Raw genomic sequence first — 21,035 nt, 5'->3', positions numbered from 1 at the left:
AGGGTGTCCGAAAAGGACGGTGCGGGCAGCTCGTGCGGACAGATTGCGGCCGATCTGGCTCGGCTGTTGCCGAGGACTCCTCTGGCGTCCGAGCGCTAAGCCCTCAGCTGTCGTCGACAACTCCCCCGACGCGCGAGAACGAGACCCCCGCCGTTGCCTACGAATCCCCCGTTGTGCGGGCACTAGGCGTCAGCACCTGCTCGCCCGCGGGCACCCAGCCGCCACCGACAATTTCCCGGTCCGCGGACACCCCGACCCCAGCCGTTGCCGACAATCCCCCAGGCCGCAGGCACCCGGCCATTGCCGACAACTCCTCAGCGTGCGCTGGAGTCAGCCGTCGCCGCCAACCGCCGAACCGCACGCACGCCAGGCATCAGCCATCGCCGAAAACTCCTCAACGCGCGCACCGGCGTCCGCCGGTGCCGCCAACAGCCCCACCGCACGCGCGCCAGGCATCAGCCATCTCCAACAATTCCCCAGCCGTCGCCGACAACACCCCCGGCGCGCTCAGGCGTCAGTCGTCGCCGCGCCCCAGCCCGCGCAAATGCCGCCCGCTCTCCATGTGCTCCATCAGCAGCGCTTCCACGGTCTCCCCGTCCCGCCGCGCGATCGCGTCGTACAGCGCCCGGTGCTCCCCCGCCACCCGTTCCAGGTCCTCGTGCTGCCCCAGCAGCCACCGCATCCGGCTGCGGAGCGTCAGTTCCAGCTCGTTCAACAGCTCGTTGCCCGCCATCGCCGTGACGGCCTCGTGGAAGTCCGCCGCCGCGCGGTGGGCCGTCACCGCGTCCCCAGCCGCGGCGGCGGCCGTTTCCTCGTCCAGCGCGGCGCGCAGCCGGTCCAGCCCGGCGCGGGAATGGCGGGCGGCCGCGAGCTTGAACGTCAGGATTTCCAGCGCCGCCCGCACTTCCTGCAGGTCCGCGATGTCGCTCGCGGTGAACTCCCGCACCACCGCCCACGTCCGGGGCCGCGGCGTGACCAGGCCTTCGGCGACCAGCGTTTTCAGCGCGTCCCGCACCGGGACCCGGCTCACGCCCAGATCCGCGGCGAGGTCCCGTTCGACGAGCTTGCTCCCCGGTTTCCGCACCCCGTCCAGGATCTCGTCCCGGAGCTGCCGGACGACCCGGTCCGTCTCGGATTCGACGCCCTGTTCCGCTGCCATCCGGCCATTCTCGCACCAGTGCCTCGACCGTCCACTGTGGCCGGTGATTTTCTCAGCGCGGATTCGTCTTCCGCCACGCCGCGTAATCCGCCACCGCCGCCCGCACGTCGAATTCCGGCGCGAAGCCCGTTTCCTCCCGCAGCCGCGAAATATCCAGATACGGGCCCGTCTCCCCGCCGGGCTTCAGCTGATCCGGCATCCTCGGCACGATCTCCGCCAGCGCCTCGGCGAACTCCCGGTTCGTCACCGGCTTCCCGCTCGACACGTTGTACGTGTGATATCTCAACGACGGTGCCGTGGTCAGCAACGCGATCGCGCGGCCGGCGTCCGGGGCGTAACAGCAGTCGAACCCCTCGTCGGCGACCAGCGCAGGCGGGGTGGCGCCGCACAGCCCGGCGTTGAGATATGACGGAATCGGGAAGAACGGCGATTCCGGGTCCACCAGCGGACCCCACACCGTCCCGATCCGCAGCACCACCGGTTCGACGCCGCTGCCCCGCAGGCTGTGCGTCGTCAGCGGCTCGACGGCCTTCTTGAACGCCACGATCAGATGCGGCAGATCCGCGGTCGGCAGCGGTAGCTCCTCGTGCCAGCAGGGTTCCTCGCGGCCGAGGTACACGCCGAGGCTGCTCGCGACCGCGAACCGCCGCACCCGCCATGCCCGGGCCGCGTCGAGAGCGTTGGTCAGGCCGGCCAGGTCGGTGCGGAAGAAGGCGACCGGGTCGTCGCCCGGGATGCTGCCCGCCAGGTGGACGATCGCGGTGATGTCGTACCGGTCGCCGAGGGCGAGGAAGGCGTCCCGGTCGGTCGCGTCGAGCGTTTCCACGGCGACGCGGTCCGCCAGGAACGACGGGACGTCCGTCCGCCGGTGCCCGGTGACCAGGACGTCCTGCCCGAGATCGGCGAGCGCCCGGGCCGTGTGCGCGCCGATCATGCCGAGACCGCCGGTCACGAGGATCATCGCGGCGCCCCGCACTGTGCGGTGAAGAGCTTTGTCATGCCGCGAACCTACGGACCGGCCGCCCGTCAGTTCTTGAACGAATCGCGCATCAGAAGTGCGTGCCGCCGTCGATGCGGACCTCGGTGCCGGTGATGAACGCGGCGTCCTCGCTGGCGAGCATCGCGACGACCGACGCGACCGTCTCCGGACCGGCGAAACCCTGGCCCAGCGCGGGAAGCAGCTTGCCGAGCAGGGTGAAATCGGCGTCCTCGGGAAAGCCTGGGCCGACGCTCTGCTTGCTCTTACCGCTGCCGTCGGTCATGCCGGACGAGATCGAACCGGGCTGCACCGCGGTGAAGCGGATGCCGTCCTTCGCGTATTCGGACGCCAGCGCGTGCGTCATCGACTGGATGCCGCCCTTGCTCGCCGCGTACGCCGCCATGTACGGGTGCGCGAACATCGCCGACGTCGAGCTGAAGTTCACCACCGCGGGTTTGTCGCCGTCCCGCAGCGCCGGGATCGACTCGCGGATCATCAGGAACGTGCCGACCAGGTTGACGCGCAGCACCTGCTCGAACGCGTCGACCGGCATCTCGTGGGTGTGCGCCGACCGCAGGATGCCCGCGGCGTTGACGAGCGCGTCCAGCCCGCCGAGCCAGTCGACCGCCGATGCGACCCCGGCCTTCACCGACGCTTCGTCGGCGACGTTCACCACCACAGTGCTCAGCCGGTCCGCCGCGTCGCCCGCCTTCTCGACGGTGTCCGCCAGGCCCGCTTCGCTCACGTCCGCGGCGACGACGCGCCCGCCCTCGGCCAGCATCCGCAGCACCGTCGCCTGCCCGATGCCCGAGCCAGCTCCGGTGACCAGCACCCGGCGTCCTTCGTAACGATTCATGGTCCGATCCTTTCGTCTACTGACACATTACGCCTTTATGGCACACTGTGCCACTCTGACGAACTGCGCACGCTTGACAGTGATCCGGTAACGTTGCGGCGTGAGCGGAAAGACCCCGACCCTGACCGAACGGCGCAAAGCGGCGACGCAACTCGACATCGCCCGCGCCGCCGCGCGCCTGTTCACCGAGCATGGCGCACAGGGAACGACCGCGGAAGCGATCGCCGACGCCGCGGGCGTCGCGCCGCGCACCTTCTACCGCTACTTCCGCACGAAAGAGGACGCGGTCGCCCCGCTGCTGGTCGTCGGCGCCGATTCGTGGCGGGACCACCTGGCGTCGACGCCCGAAGGAACGCCGCTGCTGAAGGCAGTCGAGGACGCGATCCACAAGACGATCTCCGCCGCGGACGCCACCCAGGAATTCACCTGGACCCGCGGCCTGCTGCGAGCCGCGAGCGGGGACGATTCGGCGCTGGCTGCCGTGTGGCACCGGGTGAACGGCGAATCGGAAACCCGGCTGCGGCCGATTCTGGCACGGCTGGCCCCGGAGACGGACGAGGTGACAGTGCACCTGGTCGCGGCCGCGGCGACGGACGCGATTCGGATTTCGCTGGAGATCTGGGCTGGGACAGAGGAGAAGGCCGCACCGGTGGAGCTGGCGGTGCGGTGTTTCCGCGGACTGTCCGGGGGGCTCGACGTTTCACGAGGCCGCTGACCGAGGCCTAGGCGTCCGATCGGCGCGCCCTGCGATCGGCTGCCCGCCGCCGTCCGGTCTGGCTCGCGGGGATGCGCGGGTGGGCAGCCCCGGTCGTCGGCTGGCCCGGAATAGTGCGCGGCAACGGATCCTCGGTGACCCGGTACCAGGCCCGGATGTTCGCCGGTTCGGCCCATCCCCGCACCGCTTCGGCGACCTGCCGATGGACGTACCCCGCGTGACTGCACGTCTCGTGCCAGGAGCTCCGCCGCTGCTCCGCGGTCAACGGCCGCTCGAACAGTTCGTCCCGCAACGCCAGCTGACGATCGAGGTCGTGCTCGACCGCCGAAGCCCGGTCCAGACCGGCCGGCGTCCGGTCCTCGCAGACGGGGCACGGGCAAGTCCAGAACTGCTCGATCTCAGGGGTCCGGCGGAATACCTTCGAGCAGGTCTCGATCCGGTGGTAGCTGAGCAGCCGCGGCACGAATACCGAAGGGCCGCCCGGACGGCCGCCGGACGCCGGATACAGGTGCTGCAACGAGCTTCTCGTGCCCACCGCCGCCGCGTGCGCACCGTGACAAAGCAGGCCCACGGCGGAGATGTCGCAGCGCAACACCAGCACCGGCGTCGCGCAGTCGGCGAGGAAACGCAAAAACGCGCGCAGCAACTTCTGCACACCGAACGGATCGGCGCGGTGCTCGAGAACGACCGCGACCGGCACCCCGTGCCGATTGACCTCCCGCGCCAACGCGGCCGCGATCGGTCCGCTGTCGAACCACCACGAAGAGAGGGGCAGCGTAGCGACGGACGGTTCCCTCGCGGCGGCCAACAAGATCCCGCGCAGGCCCGTCCAGTCGCGCGCCGCGAGGTAGCCGGAATCGGTCAGCGGCAGCAATCCGAGCCTCCGCTGCTTCCGGCACCACTCCGGATGCGTTCCAGTTCCGGCGCACACCCGCCGTTTTCCCGCGTAACGCTCGGCGTCGCACAAGATCGGTCCGTCGAAGCCCTTCTCTCGCAGGCGCTTGACCGCATCCGTCGCCGACCGCCCGGTCAAAACGAGCCCGGTGCCGTGCGCCGCGCAGACACCGAGCAATGCCTCGGACCGCGCGGGCCGGCATTGGACCAGGAGCCGCCCGGAAAGCCCCGCCAGTGCCGGATCCCTCTCTCCACGGTGACGCAAGCCGACCTGCCCCGTCACTCACTGTCGCCTGGATGCCGACGCCAACCACACCGGAGGCGTGCGCCGTCCTCACCCAGCGCAGACCCGTGCCGCCCGGTGAGTGACGCCGCGAGTCAGCGGAACTCGTGCACGACCTCGATCTCCCCGACCAGGTGCGCGTTGAACTCCGCCAATTCCTCGGCAGGAACCCACAGCTCCAGGATCGTCTCCCCGCCCGCCTGCCGCACCGGGTAGCGGTCGAGGAATGCCGTTTCGACGCGGAAGCGGGTCACGTAACCGGCGCCGTCGTACCGGACGTTCCAGTCCCGCGCGATCTTCACCGCGTAGTCCTCGTTCAGCACCGGGTAGAAGATCGGCTGCTCCGGCAACCGCGGCGGCCACTCGCGCCAGCCGGACTGGCGCACCAGCTCCAGCTCGGCCGGGCCGGTCGGCCGCCACAGCTCGGTCGTCGCGGTGTCCATCGGGTCCCCCTTTCGACGGCACAAGGTAGCCGTCGGCCGCGGGCGCGAGACCGGTTTTGGTCTCGCACCCGCCGGTCTACCAAAGCGCCGCACCGGCCGTCTGCGTCCAAATCGGACAAAGCGCCACGCAAACCCGGGAGGCCCAACCAGGACAGCCGTCCAGAACGGTCGCGAGCGCGCATCGTTCCCGTCCGCACCCTTGACAACCCGCCACCGGCCGCGTTTATGGTATACCAAACAATGAAGGGTGTGCGCGATGAAGCGTTCCGCAGTGGTGGCCGCGGTGGCCTTCACCCCTTACGTGGCGATGATCGCCGGCCTGCCCTGGTTCAGCGGCGGCGGCCGGATCTGGTTCCTGCCCGAGATCGGGTTCTGGATCCTCCTCTGGGTGGCCCTCACGCCCGTGTTCCTCGGCGTCGCCGACCGCATCCGGCGCCCGGGCGCCGCCGAAACCGAGCAGGAGCAGCGATGAACGCGGGCGCGATCGTCGCGCTGGCCGTGGTGGCGCTGGCGGTGGTCATCGGACTCGCCGCGCGCGGCCGGAAGCAGATGAACCTCGAACAGTGGACGGTCGCCGGCCGGTCCTACGGGACGCTGCTGTTCTGGGTCCTCGCCGCGGGCGAGACCTACTCCACCTTCACCTACCTCGGCGCCTCCGGGTTCGCCTACGCCAACGGCGGCGCGGCGTTCTACATCGCCGGCTACGGAACCTGCGCCTTCGTCCTGTCCTACTTCTTCCTCCCTCCATTGTGGAGGTACGCGAAGAAGCACAACCTCGTCACGCAAGCGGATTTCTTCACCCACCGGTTCCGCAGCCCGTGGTTCGGCGCGCTGACCGCGATCGTCGGCGTGGCGTTCATGATCCCCTACATCGAGGCGCAGCTGCTCGGCCTCGGCCAGATCGTCGAGACGACGACCGGCATCAACCGGGTCACCAGCATGGTGCTCGCGGTCGTGCTCATCGCGGTGTTCGTCTACGCGTCCGGCATGAAGGCCGCCGCGTGGGTGTCGGTGCTCAAGGACATCCTGCTGATCGGCACCGTGCTGGTCGTCGGCATCGCGATTCCGCTGCACTACTTCGGCGGCTTCGGACATCTCATCGACACCGTGCAGGCACAGCACCCCGGCTTCCTCGGCGTACCAGCGCCGGGCAGCCCGCTCGGGGTGCCCTGGATGATGTCGACCCTGTTGGTCACGAGCGCGGCGTTCTTCATGTTCCCGCACGCGCTGGCCGCGATGTACACCGCGAAGTCCGAACAGACGATCCGCCGCAACGCGATTTACCTTCCGCTGTACCAGATCCTGATCGCGCTCACGCTGTTCGTCGGCTTCGCCGCGGTGCTCGTGGTGCCGGGGCTGAAGGGCAGCGCCACCAACGGCGCGCTGCTTTCGCTGACTTTGAAGACCATGCCGTCGTGGGTGGTCGGTCTCGTCGGCGGCGCGGGCGCGCTGGCCGCGATCGTGCCGATCAGCCTGCTGCTCCTGCAGTCCGCGACGCTGCTCGCCCGCAACGTCTACCAGGGCGTTCTGCGCCCGAAGACCAGCGAACTGGGCGTCTTCCGGCTGTCGCGCGGCCTGGTCGTCGTGGTGACCGCGGTGGCGCTGGTGTTCGCGATCTTCCAGCCCGCGCTGCTGGTGAACCTGCTGCTCACCGGACAGAACGGCGTTTCGCAGTTCTTCCCGGCGATCGTGCTGGGGCTGGTGTGGCGGCGGCTGACCAAGGCGGGCGCGGCCACCGGGCTCGTCGTCGGTGTCGCGATCGTCGCGTGGACGGTCCTCGCTTCGAAGAACACGTTGTGGGGCCTCAATCCCGGCCTGCTGGCGATCATCGTCAACGTCGTGCTCACCGTCGGCGTCAGCCTCGCCACCTCCGAGCGGCGCGAGCCGACCGTCGAGGCCAAAGCCGTGGAGGGAGTCGCGTGAACCTGTTGCTGCGCAACGTCCGTCCCGGCGGCGGCGATCCGATGGACGTGTTAGTACGAGATGGCCGGATCGCCGAGTTCGGGCCGATCGCGGACGTCACAGACGAGGTTCCGGTCGAAGACGGCGGCGGCGCACTGCTGCTGCCCGGCCTCGTCGACGCCCATTGCCACCTCGACAAGACCCTCTGGGGCCTCCCCTGGGTGCCGAACACCGCGGGTTCGGTCCTCGCCGACCGGATCTCGAACGAACAGCGCCGCCGCAAGGAATTCGGGCTCCCCTCGCCCGAGCCCGCGGCCGCGCTGCTCGACGCGATGATCGCGAACGGCACTTCGTACGTCCGCGCGCACACCGATGTCGACCCCGAATTGGGGTTGTCCGGCATCGAGGCGGTGCGGGAGGCGGCGGCGCGGCATCGCGGCCGGGTCACCGTCGAGCAGGTCGCTTTCCCCCAGGGCGGCCTGCTCACCCGGCCCGGCACGCTGGAACTGCTGGAACGGGCGGTGGCGTCCGGCGTGGAGAACGTCGGCGGCATCGACCCGGCCGGCTACGACCGCGATCCGCGCGGGCACCTCGACGCGATCTTCGACATCGCCGCCCGCCACGGCTGCGGCGTCGACCTGCACCTGCACGACGAAGGTCCGCTCGGTGCCTGGGAAATCGAGCTGATCATCGAGCGGACGAAGGCGCTCGGTCTAGCCGGGAAGGTCGCGATCGGGCACGCGTTCGGCATCTGCGGCATCCCGGACGCACAGCAGGACCGCCTGATCGACGGCCTCGCGGAGCAGCAGATCACGCTGACCACCGCGGCGGTGTACGACCGGCCGGTGCCGCCACTGGCCAAAATGCACGCCGCGGGCGCGAACGTCGCGTGCGGCAACGACGGCATCCGCGACCTGTGGGGACCGTACGGCGACGGCGACATGCTGACGCGCACCATGCACCTGGCGTACCGCAGCTCATTCCGGACCGACCCGGAGATCGAACTCGCGCTGTACGCGGCGACATACGGCGGCGCGAAAGCGTTGCGGCTCACGGATTACGGCCTGAGGATCGGCGACCACGCTGATTTCTTCCTCGTAGACGCAGAGTACCCGGCCGAAGCCGTCGTATCCCATCCTCCGCGGCGGCTCGTGGTGAAGGGCGGGGCTGTCGTCTCGCGGCGATAGCCCCGCCCGCTGCGCTACTCCTGGAACGCCGGGAAGGTCGGAGGGAACAACTCCCCCGCCTCCCGGCGTTCGACGTCCCGCTCCGAATACGCGGCGCGCATCTTCTCGAACAAAGCCTGGGCGCGACGGCGGAGGTCCTGCTCGTCGACGCCGGGGACGTGCCCGTCGACCAGCACCGGCTGGCCTGCGACGACGGAATGCGTTGCCTGGCGGGCGGTTCCGCTGAGCAGGAACGTGCGGATCGGGTCATCCCGCACGCCGTCACGGAGGTCGCCGACGTGGAACGCGACGAGGTCCGCCTGCGCGCCCGGCACCAGCTTGCCGAGGTCGTCGCGGCGAAGCGCGCGGGCGCCGCCGAGCGTTGCGGCTTCGACGTACCACTCCGCCGGGGCCGCGTCGGCGCGGTCGTCCATCACCTTCGCCAGGTGGACGCCGACATCCATGCCGCGCACCAGGTCCGGCGGGAAGGAATCCGTGCCCAGACACAGGTTCAGGCCTGCTTCGCGGTAATCACGGAACGAGCGCAGGGCGTGGCCGTAGCGGAAGGACGTCAGCGGGCAGTGGATTACGGACGCGCCGGCTGCGGCCAAGGTCGCGACGTCGCCTCGGTCTTCGCCGTAGACGTCGGGATGGCGGTCGAGGACTTGGCCGTGCGGGATCAGCAGACGGTCGTTGAGGAGGCCGGTGCGCTTGAGCATTTCCAGCGGTGTTACGCCGTAACGGTCGAGGATCAGCTCGCGCTCCAGCACGCCTTGCAGGCAGTGAAGCCGCACCAGGACATCGCGCTCGCGTGCCGCTTCGGCGGTAGCGCGCATGAGGTCTTCGGTGAGGGTTTCGATGCGGCACGGCAGCAGAACGCCGTTGACGAGCGGATCGCCGAGTTCCTTTGCGTGGTCGAGGAAACGCAGGGCATCGGCTAGCCCTTCCTCGCCGCGCCGCTCGTCGAAGGCGACCGTGCGGGCACCGTCCACAGTGGCCACATTGACGCCGGAACGGTAAGCCGGGCCTAGATATCCGCGCAGCCCGAGATTGCGGGAGAAGTCCGCCATCGCGACGAGTTCCTCGTACGGCTCCGCCCACGACGAGTGGACTTCCGACGCGATCGGCATGAACGTCGTGATGCCGTGCAGCGCAAGCTGAACGAGCGCGTACTCGCGAATGGTCTGCCGTTCTTCCAGGGTGAAGACGTCGCGGCGCCGGTTCGCGAAGTAGTCCTCTGACCACTGCAACCCGGCCGCACGGTCTGCGGTGGCCCAGGAATCGAGGAGGAGATGGTCCACATCGGTCAGCGCGTCGAGGTCGATCAGGCCCGGGAGGACGAGCGATTCGCCGAGGTCGACGTCGAGGTCGACGCTTCCGGCATACCGCGGGCCGACGTAGGTGAGGACGTCGTCCTCCCAGACGACCTCGCCGTTTTCCAGCAGGGCGTGCCGCCCGTTCTGATGGGCCAGCACATGGCGGGCACGCCAGCGAGTGCGCATGGGATTCCTTCCGCTCGGTGCATTTAGGTATACCAAATGGCGGAACCTGGAGGCCAGCCCTTGCCGGGGGCGGGTTTTTCCGGGAACCTGGGAGGAGGTTCGCCGATACTGTCGGTGACAGCGGCGGGAGGGGATCGGATGGAGCCGGGTTTCGCGTCGGAGTCCGAGCGCGTCACGGAACGGCTGCGGAACGAAATCCTCGACGGCACGCGGGTTCCGGGCAGCAAGCTGGTCGAACGGGACCTGGCCGCGGAGATGGGCGTGAGCCGCGTGCCGGTGCGGGACGCGTTGCGCGCGCTGGTAAACGAGGGCCTGGTGACGCCGCGGCCGCGGTCGTGGTCGGTGGTGCGGGAGTTCACCGCGTCGGACGTCGCGGATCTCAACGAGGTGCGCACCGCCTTCGAAGGCCTCACTTTCCGGCTCGCCGCGCAACGCCGCACGCGCGAGGGCCTGGCGCGGCTGCGGGAGGTGCTGGACACGGAACTGCACGCCGCCCGCGCCGGCGACGCGGTGACCGCCCGCCGCGCGGCCGCGGACTTCCACGAGGTCGTGACGTCCCTGTCGGCGAACGAACTGCTCGGCGAGTTGGAGCGGACGTTGCGCAGCCGCATGCGCTGGCTGCTGGGCCAGCACGACGACCTGGAAGCCATGGCGGCCGAGCACGAGCTTCTGTACGAGGCGATCGTGGATCGGGACGTCGAGCGGGTGGAACGGCTGGTGCTGGCCCATCTGGCGACGGGCACCAGCGAGGCGGCTCGGCGGCATTCGGCGGAGGAGGCCGCTTCGGCGGGGTGAGCCGCGTCGTCCGCGGGACTTCGCGGTACGACGAGTTGCGGGCCCTCTCGGGTCGGCCAGCGCGCTTGAGAGCCCAGAATCTGGCGGGCAGCAGCAGGGATATCCCAACCGCTGTCGCGATTCGATCAATCAGCACCGGTGAGATATCAGCCGCCCTCCATTGCGGGCAGTGCGACACCGGTGATACCCCCAGTCCTCCCAGTGCGGCTGCGCTGAGATCTCAGTGCAGCGGCGTGCATCCCCCGTGAGATCTCGTGGGATCGAGGCGGGGCACTAGTCCGCCGAGTTGAGATCTCACCATCGCTCCACTCCGCGCGCCCTTTGTAGAACTGCGTCAGCACTAGCTTCCCGTGTTGAAGCCTTCCGGACCGCACCTTCCCCGGGAGACCTCAGCGAGACGTCCGCACCAACCGGTTGCGGCTGAGATCTCAAACCGGTGCCACGCCCGCCCTGTGTGATCTCGCGGGGCCAAGACAGCCGCACCAATCTCCAGCGTTGAGATCTCAGGTCGATGCCACGCCTGGCCTGGGTGATCTCAGTGGGCCAAGACAGCGACACCAGCCCTGAGCGTTGAGATCTCAGTGCGGTGCCACCACTCCACCCGCGAGATCTCCGCAGGACACGGCGTCCGCACCAGCCCGGCAGCGTTGAGATCTCGGCCGCGGCACCGCAGCCGCTCCGTGAGATCTCAGGGAGCGTCGGCACCAGTCCGGCGGGTTCCCCGTCCCCCGCCGGACTTCGTCCCGTCAGAGGTCAACGACTGCTAGACCGTCCGCCACCACGATGCCGTCGTGGAGCACCGTCCGATCCTTGCCGCGGTCCATCACCGCGCTGGTCGGGGTTTCGCCGTCCACCAGGACCAGGTCCGCGCGGTCTCCGACCGCCACGCCGGGCCGGTCGGAGATTCCCGCCAGGCGGGGGACGTCGTGGCTCATGATCGACGCCCCGCCCATCGTCGCGACCGCCAGGGCCATCTCGATCAGCTCGTCGCGGCGGAACCCGTGGGTGAAAGCCAGCTGCCACGTGCGGTCGAGAAGATCGCAGTTGCCGTACGGGCTCCAGTAGTCCCGCTGGCCGTCCTCCCCCAGCCCGACGCGCACGCCCGCGGTCGTCAGGTCCGCCAGCGACAATTGCCGGTCGACGGACGGCGCGACCGTCGCCATCGCGATGTCCAGCTCGGCGAACGTGTCAATCAGCCGGCGGCTCACCGCTTCCGAAACCGAGCCCAGCTCGTACGCGTGCGACATCGTCACCTTGCCGCGCATGTCCAGCGCGCGGACCCGCTCGATCACCAGGTCCGTCGAGAACACGCCGAGATGCCCCGGCTCGTGCAGGTGGATGTCCACCTCGACGCCGTACTTCTCGGCCAGCCCGAACACGACGTCCAAGTGCCCCTTGGGATCCTTGTCGAGCGAGCACGGATCGATCCCGCCGACCACCGTCGCGCCTGAACGCAACGCCGCCTCCAGCACGTCCACCGTGCCGGGCTCGCGCAGGATGCCTGCCTGCGGAAACGCCATCACTTCGACGTCCGCATGCCGGGCGAAGCGCTCCTTGGCCGCGAGCACCGCGTCGAGCTTCTCGAGCTGGCAGTCCACGTCGACCTGCGCGTAGGTGCGCACGCGAGTGGTGCCGTTAGCGATCATGCGCTCCAACGTGCCCGCGACGCGCTCCGGCAGCGACACCTCGGCCTTCCGCCAGTTCTCGCGGTCGTTCAGCATCATCGCCCAGACGCCCGGCGCCCCGGTGTGCGGCCGGAACGGCAGGCCGATGCGCGTCGAGTCGAGGTGGACGTGCACGTCGCTGAACGACGGGAACAACAGCCGCCCGCGCCCCTCGACCACCGCCTCGCCGGACGCCGCCGGGTCATGCGGGCGAACCGCAGCGACCCGGTCGCCGGCCACCTCGACGTCGCTGCGCTGACCGCCCCAGGGACGGACGTCACGGATCAACACGGAGAGCACCTTTCTCGACGGGAGCACTTTGGTATACCAAGAGTACTAGACGTCGCCCCGCGGCGTTCTCCGCACAAGCTCATCGGCAACACCTGCCGCCGAGGCGCAAGAAATCGCCACCAGCCGATCGATGCCACCCGGATCCAGTCCGGACTCGACCGGCTTCCCTCGGCGGCGACCAGTCCGACCCAAGCGCGCCGCCAAGAAGGCAGCACGCGGCAATCGGAAAAAGCGGACGATTCGCCCCGACCTCCAATGACGTCGGCCCCGCCGAAGCAGCAAGTGATACGCGTCACAGCGAAGCCCGGTAAGAAAGCGCGTCCATTTCCCGATAGGAGGAATGCAGCGAATACTGCTCGGCTGACGATCAGCGCTCGATTACTGCATTCAGTCTATTTCGCGGCACAGATTCCCGAGGAGAAGCTCGATCGTGATCGTCCAGCCGGACGTTGCCGGACCCGTTGACAACGTTGGCTCCCCGCCCGCCGGCCGCAGGCCTTGGCGCACCGCGGTTCTGTGCGCCGCCTGGCTGCTGGCCGCGACCTGGCTCCAGCTGATCCGCGGCCCGGGGCATCGCGCGCCGGACGTCCCGTGGGCCGAAGACGCGAGCGTTTTCGTCAACCAGGCGCTGCGGCATTCGTTCTGGGACAACATCTTCGCGCAGCACGCCGGGTATCTCCAGGTCGTCGCGCGGCTGCTCGCCCAGCCGGTCCGGCACCTCCCCGTCGCGTGGTTCGCGGTCTGGCTCGCGGCGACCGCGGCGTTCGTCGTGGCGCTGATCTCGCTGCTGGTTTGGTTCCTCAGCGGCAAGGTGGTCCAGACTTTGTGGGCGCGCGCCCTGCTGACCGCGCTGGTTCCGCTGCTGCCGCAGGCCGGGTTCGAAGTGAACGGCGCGATCTGCGACCTGCACTGGCACCTCGCGTATGCCGCGTTCTGGGTGCTGCTGGTCCCGGCGAAATCCCTCCGGGGACAGCTCGGCGCCGCGGCGGTGGTCGTCCTGGCCGCGCTTTCGGATCCGCTGACCGCGTTGGTCCTGCCGATCGCGATCGTCGGCATCCTTCGGACGTCGCGCCGACGCCTCGCCTTGATCGCCCCGGCCGCGATGTGCGCGGCGCTGGCTGTGCAGGCCTGGGTGCATTTCACGCAGTCAGTGCCGTTCCGCGCGAGCCCCACGAACATCTGGGACCTCCCGAAAATCTACGGACTCCGCGTCGTCCTGAGCGCACTGATCGGCGACCGCGAACTCACGTCCGTGTACGTGCCGCTGGGCATGCCGATCGTCGTGGCCGCCTGCGTCCTCGTGCTCGCCGGCCTGGCGGTTCTCCTGCGCGTCGCCGACCGGCAGACGCGGATCATCGCCGTCGCGTCCCTCCTCGCGTCCGTCGCCTACCTGGTCGTCTCGGTCGGGATGCGCGGCACCGGCGGCGTCCTCCCCCGGGAATCGTTCGGGCTGGGCGATTCCCGGTACACGATCGTCCCGCTGCTTCTGGCGTGGACCGCGGTCATCGTCCTGCTCGACCGGGCGGCAGCCCGCTCCGGCCCGGCGCGGAACGCTCCCGGCGTGGGACCGTCCGCGCTGATCGGGATCGTCACCGCCGCGTTCCTCGGCATCCAGCTGCTCAGCGACTGGACCCTGCCCACCGTCCGCTCGTTCGGGCCGTCCTGGAGTGCCAGCCTGCGGACCGCCGAAGCCACCTGCGAAAAGCCGCTCGGCGAGCGTGCCCCGCAACCGGCGCCGCTCGTCGCCGAGAGGAACGGGAAGACCTCCGCGCCGATCGTCCCGGGGCCGGACGACGTCACGATCGTCGTGGCGCCCGAACCGCCGCCCGGCGAGCCGCTCCTGTTCGGAGTTGTTCTTCCCTGCTCCGCGCTCCGGAAATAGCGCGGTGGCCCGCACCTGGTCGATCAGGTGCGGGCCACCGGGCTGACAGTTATCTGTGAATGCGCAGCGCTTCCCAGGCCCGATGCAGCTCCGCGTTCAATCGGTCGATTTCGCGACGCTGCGCGGAAACCGTCTCGGCCAATTGATCAGCGTGTCCGGCCTGCGCCGCGGCCTCGTACTGCATTTGCAATACGCGGGTGTAAAGCGCGACGCGGTTGTTCTCCATCGTGGCGAGCAGATCCGACTCCGTGTAGGGGCGCAACGCGTCCTCGAGCCCCTGATCGGCCGCGCGGTACAGCACGCCCATCCCGAAGACGGCAGGCACCAGACCGAACCGCCACTGCTCGTTCCCCGGCCGGGCAAGGACGTCTTCGACCGCGGTGGCCACGCCGTTGCGCTCGCCGCCGGCGTGCTGCGCGACCGTGAATGCTCCCGCTCCGACGAATCCGGCAGGCGTCAGTTCGTCGTGCCACGCGGTCGGGCCGTCCGCGCTCGTCGCGTGCTTGTCCTCCGGCGCGAGCGGCGAGGGCTCGTAGTACAAATCCCGCCGCGCGCACGGCCACAGCAGGTCGTGCATGACGACGACGGCGTCCGGGGCGTTGTCGAAAATCCAGCTCAGCTCGCGTTCCACGACCGCGTAGTTGTGGTCGCCGTCGAGCACGTAGAGATCGGCGACCGGCAGTTCCGGCAGCACCTCCGGAGAGGGCGTCGTCACCAGGTGCAGAGCCGGGTTCTCGGCCAGCGTCGCGCGGAGTTGCGCGGTCGCGCCGGGATCGACGCAGTAGACCGCCTTCGCTCCCAGCTCGACGTACATCCCGCTGACCTGCCCCGATTCGACGCCGACCTCGACGACCGAGCGGATCTCGCGGTGCGCGAACACGACCTCGAAGATCTCCCGGAACACCGCCATCGAATGCAGGAGCAACGGCTGCTTGCGCGCCTCCCGCATCTGGGCGTACGGATCGTCTCGCGTCCCGGCACGCCGGGCCAGCGACGACGGACCTTCCATCAATGCCCCCTCAGCCGCCGCGCGGCGATCCGAGCGGCCCCCGCGGTCACCCCGATGACGCCGCGTTCGCGGAACTCGTCCCGCACCTTCGCGGAAATCCGCGCGGTCCGGTCGGCGGGCGGCATGCGGTAGCCGAGCCCCGACCGGGACCGCGGCAGCATCGCGAACGCGACCGTGACCTGAAGGGAGCTGACACTCCCCCCGGCCTTCTCCGCGAGCGGAAGCCAGATCGCGGCGAGCGGCGAATGGAACTCGACCATGTTCGCGCCCAGCCACGCGCAGTCCTCGTAGTGCAGCCGGGCGAAATCGTCCGTGCTGTTCCAGCGCAAGGTCTGCGGCCGTCCGCCCGCGATGGCCCGGACCTCGATCCAGTCCACCCGGACGAGCGCCGGCCGGCCCGGGATCGCCAGCGAGATCAGCTCGAGGTCCGCGTCGTGGACGTCCATCCGGGCGAACGAAAGCCCGTTGTGGTTGATCCGCACGCGACGGCTGGTCCCGTCGTGCCATTCCCCGTCGCCGGTCCGGTAGCGCAGCGTGGTCGCCGACGATTCCCCGGCGGGCTCGAACATCGCCGGGTCGACCAGTCCATTGTGGATCGCGCGCGCGGCGGCGCCAAGGTGCGGGTCGGCCGCCGCGAGCAGCGCGGGCCAGAACGAATCCCGCATCTGCAGGTCGTCGAGGTCGCTCGGCGAAAGGTACGGGATCGCCGGCACGAGATCGTCCGGCAGCACGCGGGTGACGACCGCCGAGCCGAAGTTGTCCTCGTGCTCCCAGTTGCCGAACACCGATGCTTCCTCGGCGGTGGGCAGCTTCAGCGAGGAGGTGAGGATGTTGGCCAGCCGCTCCTTCGCCGTGTCCACCAGGGTGGGCCACGCCGTGTCGTCCAGTGCGACGTAACGGTTCCACTGCTGCTGGAACGCGCGGATCCCGTCCTGCACCGCGGTGCGCTCCAGATTCTGCGAATCCCGGCCCGCGGCGACGCCCAGCACCGGCGAGCCGTCCTCGGCGAAGTCGACGAGCGAACCGCACAGCGCGTTGACCGACTGCTCCAGGACCTCCGGGCTGCGGACCACCGCGCCGACCGCGTCCGCCGGATGCCCGGACTGGCCGAGATAGCCCTCGGCGCGCAGCCCGGCGAGCAGGACCTGGACGGACCGGTCGTCGGTGGCGAGGTAGAGGCCGGCCGGTTCGATGCCGATCCCGGCGAGCCGCAGCACCCGGGCGAGCTGCAGCTGGATCGTGCCGCCCCAGCCGAGGTCGACCAGCGTCAGGTCCGGCCGGTCCAGCGCACCCGCGTCGCGCAGCGACCGGACCAGTCGTTCGCGCGCCGCCGTCGCGGTCACCGCGAGCCGGTTGACCAGGTGCGGCATCTCGGTGAGCGCGACGCCCAGCCGCTGCGCGATCTCGTCGTTGTCCAGCACCGTGTCGAGGTCCTCGGCCAGGTGCGGCACCTCCCCGACCCGCAGGTGCAGCATCGCCAGCAGCTGCCGGACGGTCAGCTCGTGGCGTTTCCGCACGAACTTGACGATCTCGTCCCGGTCCGCGCTCTCCAGCGCGGCGATCGAGGTGACCTGGCGCGACAGCCAGATCGGCTTCGCGGTCACGTCCCATCCCCGCGCCCGCGCCGCGTTGTTGACCAGCTCGGACAGCAGTTCGCCTTCGCGCATCGGGCACCACACGACCGGCGTGCCCGCCTGGTGCGCCTTGAACGCGACCCATTCGGCGAAGCCGGTCAGGACCGGTCCGACGATCGCCGCTCCGTAACGCCAGGCGGTCTTCACCGCGCCGGTGCCCTCCGGCGAGAAGCTCTGCAGCGTCTTCGCCCGCAGGCTCGTGATGCCGAAGTCGCCGCGGTCCGCGTCGAAATGCGGGGCGTACGCGCCGAAGGGGTCCTCCGGCTCCTGCTCCCGCTCGAGGATCCGCGCGTAGGCGTCGTCGATCCGCTGGTAGTGCACGGTGCGGATGCCGAGCTTCTCCGGGACCTCGCAGTCGGCGACCTCGTTGTCCCCGACGTGCACCACCTGCTCCGGGCTGACGCCGAGTTCGGCCAGGACGATCTCCCACAGACCGGAAGCTTTGTCCTTGCCGTGCTGGTGCGACCGGAAGACCCGCGCGCCTTTCAGCGCTTCGAGGCCCGGGCGGTCGAGCAGGTGCGCCAGCTGGTCCTCGGTGAAGTACGTGTCGGAAACGAGGACGACCGGGACGTCGTTCTCCCGCGCCGCTTCGATGGCGGCCGCGACGTCGAGGTCGACGACCGTGAACTCCCGCTCGGCGTCGACCTCGGCCTGGACCAGTTCCTTCAGCGAAGCGCCCCGGAAGTGCTGGAGCGGCATCGCGCGCCAGATGTCGAACAGCGACACCTCGCTGCCGGGTGCGTCGCGCCGGGCGTTCCGCTCCGCGACGATCCGCATTCGCCGGAAGGCGGCGTCGGAAATCCAGTCTTCGCACTGTCCGCCGCGGCGGAGCCGCGAGCCCAGGATGCCGAAGAGGTCGGCGGGGCGCGGAGTGCGCCGCCAGAGAATGGTGTCGAAAACGTCGAACGAAACAACGGAACAAGAACCGTCGGCGAGGACCTGGGCGACCTGCCGGAGTCTTCGGTGCGCGGTCTGGTTAGGGTCGAGCATGGTTCCCCCCTCTGCACTGCTGGCGATCTGCGAAGAAAGATATCCCAGTCCCTTTCGGCCGATTCACCCGGACGGATTAGTTACCTCGCCGTGACCAGCGGGCGGGCTTACTCGGCCGCGAGAGCGAGCCACCGCCTCCGACTGCCGTCCGTTCAGCAGATCCCGTTAGGCAAAACGGCGTAAACGCGCTGCGCCAAACGAAAACTACCACGGAGTAGCTTGTGGATCCCCGTTCTCCGGCGTCCGTGAATTTCTCACGTTGAATTCCTCACGCTCAAACACACACTGCGGGGTGCCGCAGGGCGAATCAACCGGCGAGCAGACGGAGAAGCCTCGCGGTCTCCGCCGCCACCGCCGTTCGCCCCAGCCGCACGTATTTCCGCGGATCCACCGCGTCCGGCTGTTCCTCCAGAAACTGCCGGACCGAACGCGTGAACAGTCCGTTGAGATGCGTTGAGATATTAACCTTCGTCATCCCGGATACCACGGCCCCGCGCAGTTCCTCGTCGGACAGGCCGGACGAGCCGTGCAATACCAGCGGGACCGGTACCGCGTCTCGCAATCGGGCTACCAGCGCGCGGTCCACCTGGGCGGTCCGTTCCACCATCGCGTGCGACGTGCCCACGGCCACCGCCAGCGCGTCCACTCCGGTCGCGGCCACGAACTCCGCCGCTTCGCTCGGGTCGGTGCGGGCGCCGGGCGCGTGCACGCCGTCCTTGCCGCCGACCTCGCCCAGTTCCGCTTCCACCGCCACCCCGGCGTCGTGGCAGAGGTCGGCGATTTCGCGGGTCGTGCGGAGGTTTTCCGCGTACGGCCGGCGCGATCCGTCGTACATCACGCTGTCCACGCCCAGTGCGATTCCTTCCCGGATCAGCTCCGGGTCTTCGATGTGGTCCAGGTGCACCAGCACGTCCACGGAAGCGCGGCGGGCGATTTCCAATGACGCCACGGTGATCGGGGCCAGTCCGCCGTGGTAGCGGACGCAGTTCTCGCTGATCTGCAGCACAACCGGCAACCCGGCTTGTTCCGCGCCTTCGGTGATGGCCTCGGCGTGCTCAAGCATGATCACGTTGAACGCGCCGACGGCGGCGCCGCGCTCGCGGGCGGCGGTCAGCAGCCGGGGCAGGTCGGGGCGGGTGATCATGCGGGGGCTCCGTTCAGGAATCGGTGGTAGGCGGGGAGGTCGACTTCTCCGGCGACCGGACGCAGCACAGCCGCGGCACCCAGGGCGGCGGCCGTGCGCAGGGCTTCGATCAACGGGCGACCGGCAGCTAAAGCCAGGGCCAGCCCGGCGGTTGCGGCATCCCCGGCACCGGTTGGGTTGCCGTGCACGCCAGGGATGGCGGGGACGCTGAACACGCCAGCGGAGGTGTAGGCGGCGATCCCGGCAGCCCCGCGCGAGACGACGACCAACGGCGCGCCCAGCCGGAGAAGCGCAGCGGCACCAGCGGCTTCGTCAGGGGCGGAGGTTGCCGCGAGCAGTTCTGCCTGGTTCGGTTTCACCAGCGCACCGGCTCGGGCGGCGGTCAGCAGCGACGGGCCGGAAGCGTCGACCAACGTCCGCACCCCCGCCTCCCGGGCGATGCGGACCCATTCGGCGACCAGGTCCGGCGAAGCGCCGCGCGGCAGGGAACCGGAAACCACCGCCAAATCAGCTCCGGAAAGGCATTCGGCCAGGCGGGCGCCGAGGGCCCGCCATTCCGCTTCGGACACTTCCGGGCCGGGTTCGGTGTAGACAGTCGGATGGCCGTCCCCGGTCACCGTCACGGTGGTCCGGTTCTCGCCGGAAATCGGGACGGCCGCGAAGGGAACGTCCAGCGCGGCCCCGAGCCACCGGCCCGCCTCCCCGCCCAGCGGGAGCAGCGCCCGGACCGGGACGTCCACGGCGGCGAGCACCCGGGCGACGTTCACGCCCTTGCCGCCCGGCCGCCGCTGGACCTCCCGCACCCGGTTCGTGTCCCCCAGCGCGTGGGCGCCGATCCGGTAGGTGACGTCGACGGCCGGGTTCGGCGTCAGGGTGACGATCATCAGACGAGGATCACCGAGCGCGTCAGCGAGCGCGGGCGGTCCGGGTCCAGACCGCGCCGGGCGGCCAGCGCGACGGCGAAGCGCTGCGCCACCACGAGCGCGGCGAGCGGGTCCAGGTCGTGGTGCACGAAACGCGCGCCGGTGCGGGCGACGTCGTCCGCGAGCCCGGCGGGGGCCGGGCCCAGCGACCACACGAGACGGCCGGGCTGCGCGATCGCGATCGGGCCGTGCCGGTAGTCCATCGCGGGATAGGACTCGGCCCAGAACTGTGCCGCCTCACGGGTTTTCAGCGCGGCTTCGAAGGCCAGGCCGACAGCGGGGCCGCGGCCGATGAAGGTGACCTGTTCCGCGTCGAGCAGGTCGTCGATCGGTTCGGCCAGCGCTTCCGCACCGGCCGCGGCGAGTTGGCCGATGTCGTCGCCCAGACCGGCGCGCAGCAGGGCGAGCGTGCTGGTGGCGAAGCGGGTCTGCACGACGGATTGCTCGTCGGCGAAGGAAAGTTCGACGACCTCGTCCGCCTGTTCGGCAGCGGGGCTGTCGCCGACCGCGGTGATCAGCACAGTGCGCTGCGCGGGCATCGCGGCGAGCAGATCGACGATCTCGGTCGTGGTGCCGGAGCGGGAAATCGCCACGACGCGGTCGTATTCGCGCGAAGCCGGGTATTCGGAGCCGGCGAAGGCGTCGGTGACCCCGAGACCGCGTTGTTCGCGGGCGACGGCGTAGCTCATCGCGATGAACCAGCTGGTGCCGCAGCCGACGACGGCCACTCGTTCGCCCGGCTGGGGCAACGCGGCGGACGGGGCCAGCGCGGCCGCCGCGCGCCACATTTCGGGCTGGGAAGCC

General features: G+C 69.8%; 18 protein-coding genes. 6 read left to right on the top strand and 12 right to left on the bottom strand.

Features of this window, described 5'->3' with window-relative positions; all coding sequences use genetic code 11:
• Positions 1-514: 514 nt before the first annotated feature.
• The 3 genes from CU254_RS16440 to CU254_RS16430 form a co-directional block, all read right to left on the bottom strand.
• Entirely contained in the window at positions 515-1,159 is a 645-nt protein-coding gene (locus CU254_RS16440; RefSeq protein WP_009077554.1) for a GntR family transcriptional regulator, read from the bottom strand.
• Between the two features lie 52 nt (positions 1,160-1,211).
• The gene (locus tag CU254_RS16435; RefSeq protein ID WP_037713856.1) at positions 1,212-2,120 is read right to left on the bottom strand and encodes an NAD(P)-dependent oxidoreductase; all 909 of its coding nucleotides are present in this window, start codon (positions 2,118-2,120) and stop codon (positions 1,212-1,214) included.
• An 88-nt stretch (positions 2,121-2,208) separates the two neighbouring features.
• Positions 2,209-2,994 (bottom strand): SDR family NAD(P)-dependent oxidoreductase, encoded by a 786-nt coding sequence (locus CU254_RS16430; RefSeq protein WP_009077551.1) that lies wholly within the window; start codon positions 2,992-2,994, stop codon positions 2,209-2,211.
• Positions 2,995-3,094: 100 nt separating this feature from the next.
• On the opposite strand from CU254_RS16430, the gene CU254_RS16425 reads away from it, so the two are divergent.
• Positions 3,095-3,709, top strand: a complete 615-nt coding sequence (locus tag CU254_RS16425) for a TetR/AcrR family transcriptional regulator (RefSeq protein ID WP_009077550.1) — start codon at positions 3,095-3,097, stop codon at positions 3,707-3,709.
• A 7-nt stretch (positions 3,710-3,716) separates the two neighbouring features.
• On the opposite strand, the gene CU254_RS16420 is transcribed toward CU254_RS16425, so the two are convergent.
• Together CU254_RS16420 and CU254_RS16415 are read right to left on the bottom strand one after the other, a co-directional pair.
• The gene (locus CU254_RS16420) at positions 3,717-4,868 is read right to left on the bottom strand and encodes a hypothetical protein (protein WP_037717317.1); all 1,152 of its coding nucleotides are present in this window, start codon (positions 4,866-4,868) and stop codon (positions 3,717-3,719) included.
• Positions 4,869-4,981: 113 nt separating this feature from the next.
• Positions 4,982-5,329, bottom strand: coding sequence for a hypothetical protein (locus CU254_RS16415; protein WP_037713853.1), 348 nt, complete (start codon positions 5,327-5,329; stop codon positions 4,982-4,984).
• Between the two features lie 256 nt (positions 5,330-5,585).
• On the opposite strand from CU254_RS16415, the gene CU254_RS43055 reads away from it, so the two are divergent.
• Genes CU254_RS43055 through CU254_RS16405 form a run of 3 tightly spaced genes read left to right on the top strand, consistent with a single transcriptional unit; the run spans position 5,586 to position 8,418 of the window.
• The gene (locus tag CU254_RS43055) at positions 5,586-5,801 is read left to right on the top strand and encodes a hypothetical protein (RefSeq protein WP_037713851.1); all 216 of its coding nucleotides are present in this window, start codon (positions 5,586-5,588) and stop codon (positions 5,799-5,801) included.
• The gene (locus CU254_RS16410) at positions 5,798-7,252 is read left to right on the top strand and encodes a sodium:solute symporter (protein WP_009077547.1); all 1,455 of its coding nucleotides are present in this window, start codon (positions 5,798-5,800) and stop codon (positions 7,250-7,252) included. Before CU254_RS43055 ends, CU254_RS16410 begins: the two co-directional genes overlap by 4 nt.
• Positions 7,249-8,418 carry an amidohydrolase gene (locus CU254_RS16405; protein WP_009077546.1) on the top strand — a complete coding sequence of 390 codons (1,170 nt, stop codon included), beginning with the start codon at positions 7,249-7,251 and terminating at the stop codon, positions 8,416-8,418. Before CU254_RS16410 ends, CU254_RS16405 begins: the two co-directional genes overlap by 4 nt.
• A gap of 14 nt (positions 8,419-8,432) precedes the next feature.
• On the opposite strand, the gene CU254_RS16400 is transcribed toward CU254_RS16405, so the two are convergent.
• Positions 8,433-9,899, bottom strand: coding sequence for a chlorohydrolase family protein (locus tag CU254_RS16400; RefSeq protein WP_009077545.1), 1,467 nt, complete (start codon positions 9,897-9,899; stop codon positions 8,433-8,435).
• A gap of 138 nt (positions 9,900-10,037) precedes the next feature.
• Between CU254_RS16400 and CU254_RS16395 the strand changes: the two genes are divergently transcribed.
• On the top strand, positions 10,038-10,694 hold the full coding sequence (locus tag CU254_RS16395; RefSeq protein ID WP_037713848.1) for a GntR family transcriptional regulator: 657 nt from the start codon (positions 10,038-10,040) through the stop codon (positions 10,692-10,694).
• Between the two features lie 746 nt (positions 10,695-11,440).
• Here CU254_RS16395 and CU254_RS16390 read toward each other — a convergent pair.
• On the bottom strand, positions 11,441-12,649 hold the full coding sequence (locus CU254_RS16390) for an amidohydrolase family protein (protein ID WP_037713846.1): 1,209 nt from the start codon (positions 12,647-12,649) through the stop codon (positions 11,441-11,443).
• A gap of 430 nt (positions 12,650-13,079) precedes the next feature.
• Here CU254_RS16390 and CU254_RS16385 point away from each other — a divergent pair, with 430 nt between their 5' ends.
• Complete coding sequence (locus CU254_RS16385; protein ID WP_009077542.1) at positions 13,080-14,531, top strand: hypothetical protein; 1,452 nt, start codon at positions 13,080-13,082, stop codon at positions 14,529-14,531.
• A 49-nt stretch (positions 14,532-14,580) separates the two neighbouring features.
• Here CU254_RS16385 and CU254_RS16380 read toward each other — a convergent pair whose 3' ends face one another.
• The 5 genes from CU254_RS16380 to CU254_RS16360 all read right to left on the bottom strand — a co-directional run bounded on the left by CU254_RS16380 (position 14,581) and on the right by CU254_RS16360 (position 21,019).
• Positions 14,581-15,540 carry a class I SAM-dependent methyltransferase gene (locus CU254_RS16380; protein WP_037713844.1) on the bottom strand — a complete coding sequence of 320 codons (960 nt, stop codon included), beginning with the start codon at positions 15,538-15,540 and terminating at the stop codon, positions 14,581-14,583.
• A complete protein-coding gene (locus CU254_RS16375) occupies positions 15,540-18,164 on the bottom strand; it encodes an HAD family hydrolase (RefSeq protein WP_009077540.1) in 2,625 nt (874 codons plus the stop codon). Before CU254_RS16375 ends, CU254_RS16380 begins: the two co-directional genes overlap by 1 nt.
• Before the next feature lie 307 nt (positions 18,165-18,471).
• Positions 18,472-19,308, bottom strand: a complete 837-nt coding sequence (locus CU254_RS16370; protein ID WP_009077539.1) for a class II fructose-bisphosphate aldolase — start codon at positions 19,306-19,308, stop codon at positions 18,472-18,474.
• A complete protein-coding gene (locus CU254_RS16365) occupies positions 19,305-20,192 on the bottom strand; it encodes a 1-phosphofructokinase family hexose kinase (RefSeq protein ID WP_009077538.1) in 888 nt (295 codons plus the stop codon). Before CU254_RS16365 ends, CU254_RS16370 begins: the two co-directional genes overlap by 4 nt.
• Positions 20,192-21,019 carry an SIS domain-containing protein gene (locus CU254_RS16360; protein WP_234392874.1) on the bottom strand — a complete coding sequence of 276 codons (828 nt, stop codon included), beginning with the start codon at positions 21,017-21,019 and terminating at the stop codon, positions 20,192-20,194. Before CU254_RS16360 ends, CU254_RS16365 begins: the two co-directional genes overlap by 1 nt.
• Positions 21,020-21,035 lie beyond the last annotated feature (16 nt).

The organism is Amycolatopsis sp. AA4 (genome assembly GCF_002796545.1).
Taxonomy (GTDB): Bacteria; Actinomycetota; Actinomycetes; order Mycobacteriales; family Pseudonocardiaceae; genus Amycolatopsis.
Note: the sequence above shows the minus strand (reverse complement) of the source record. Positions and strands in the feature narration are given on the sequence as shown.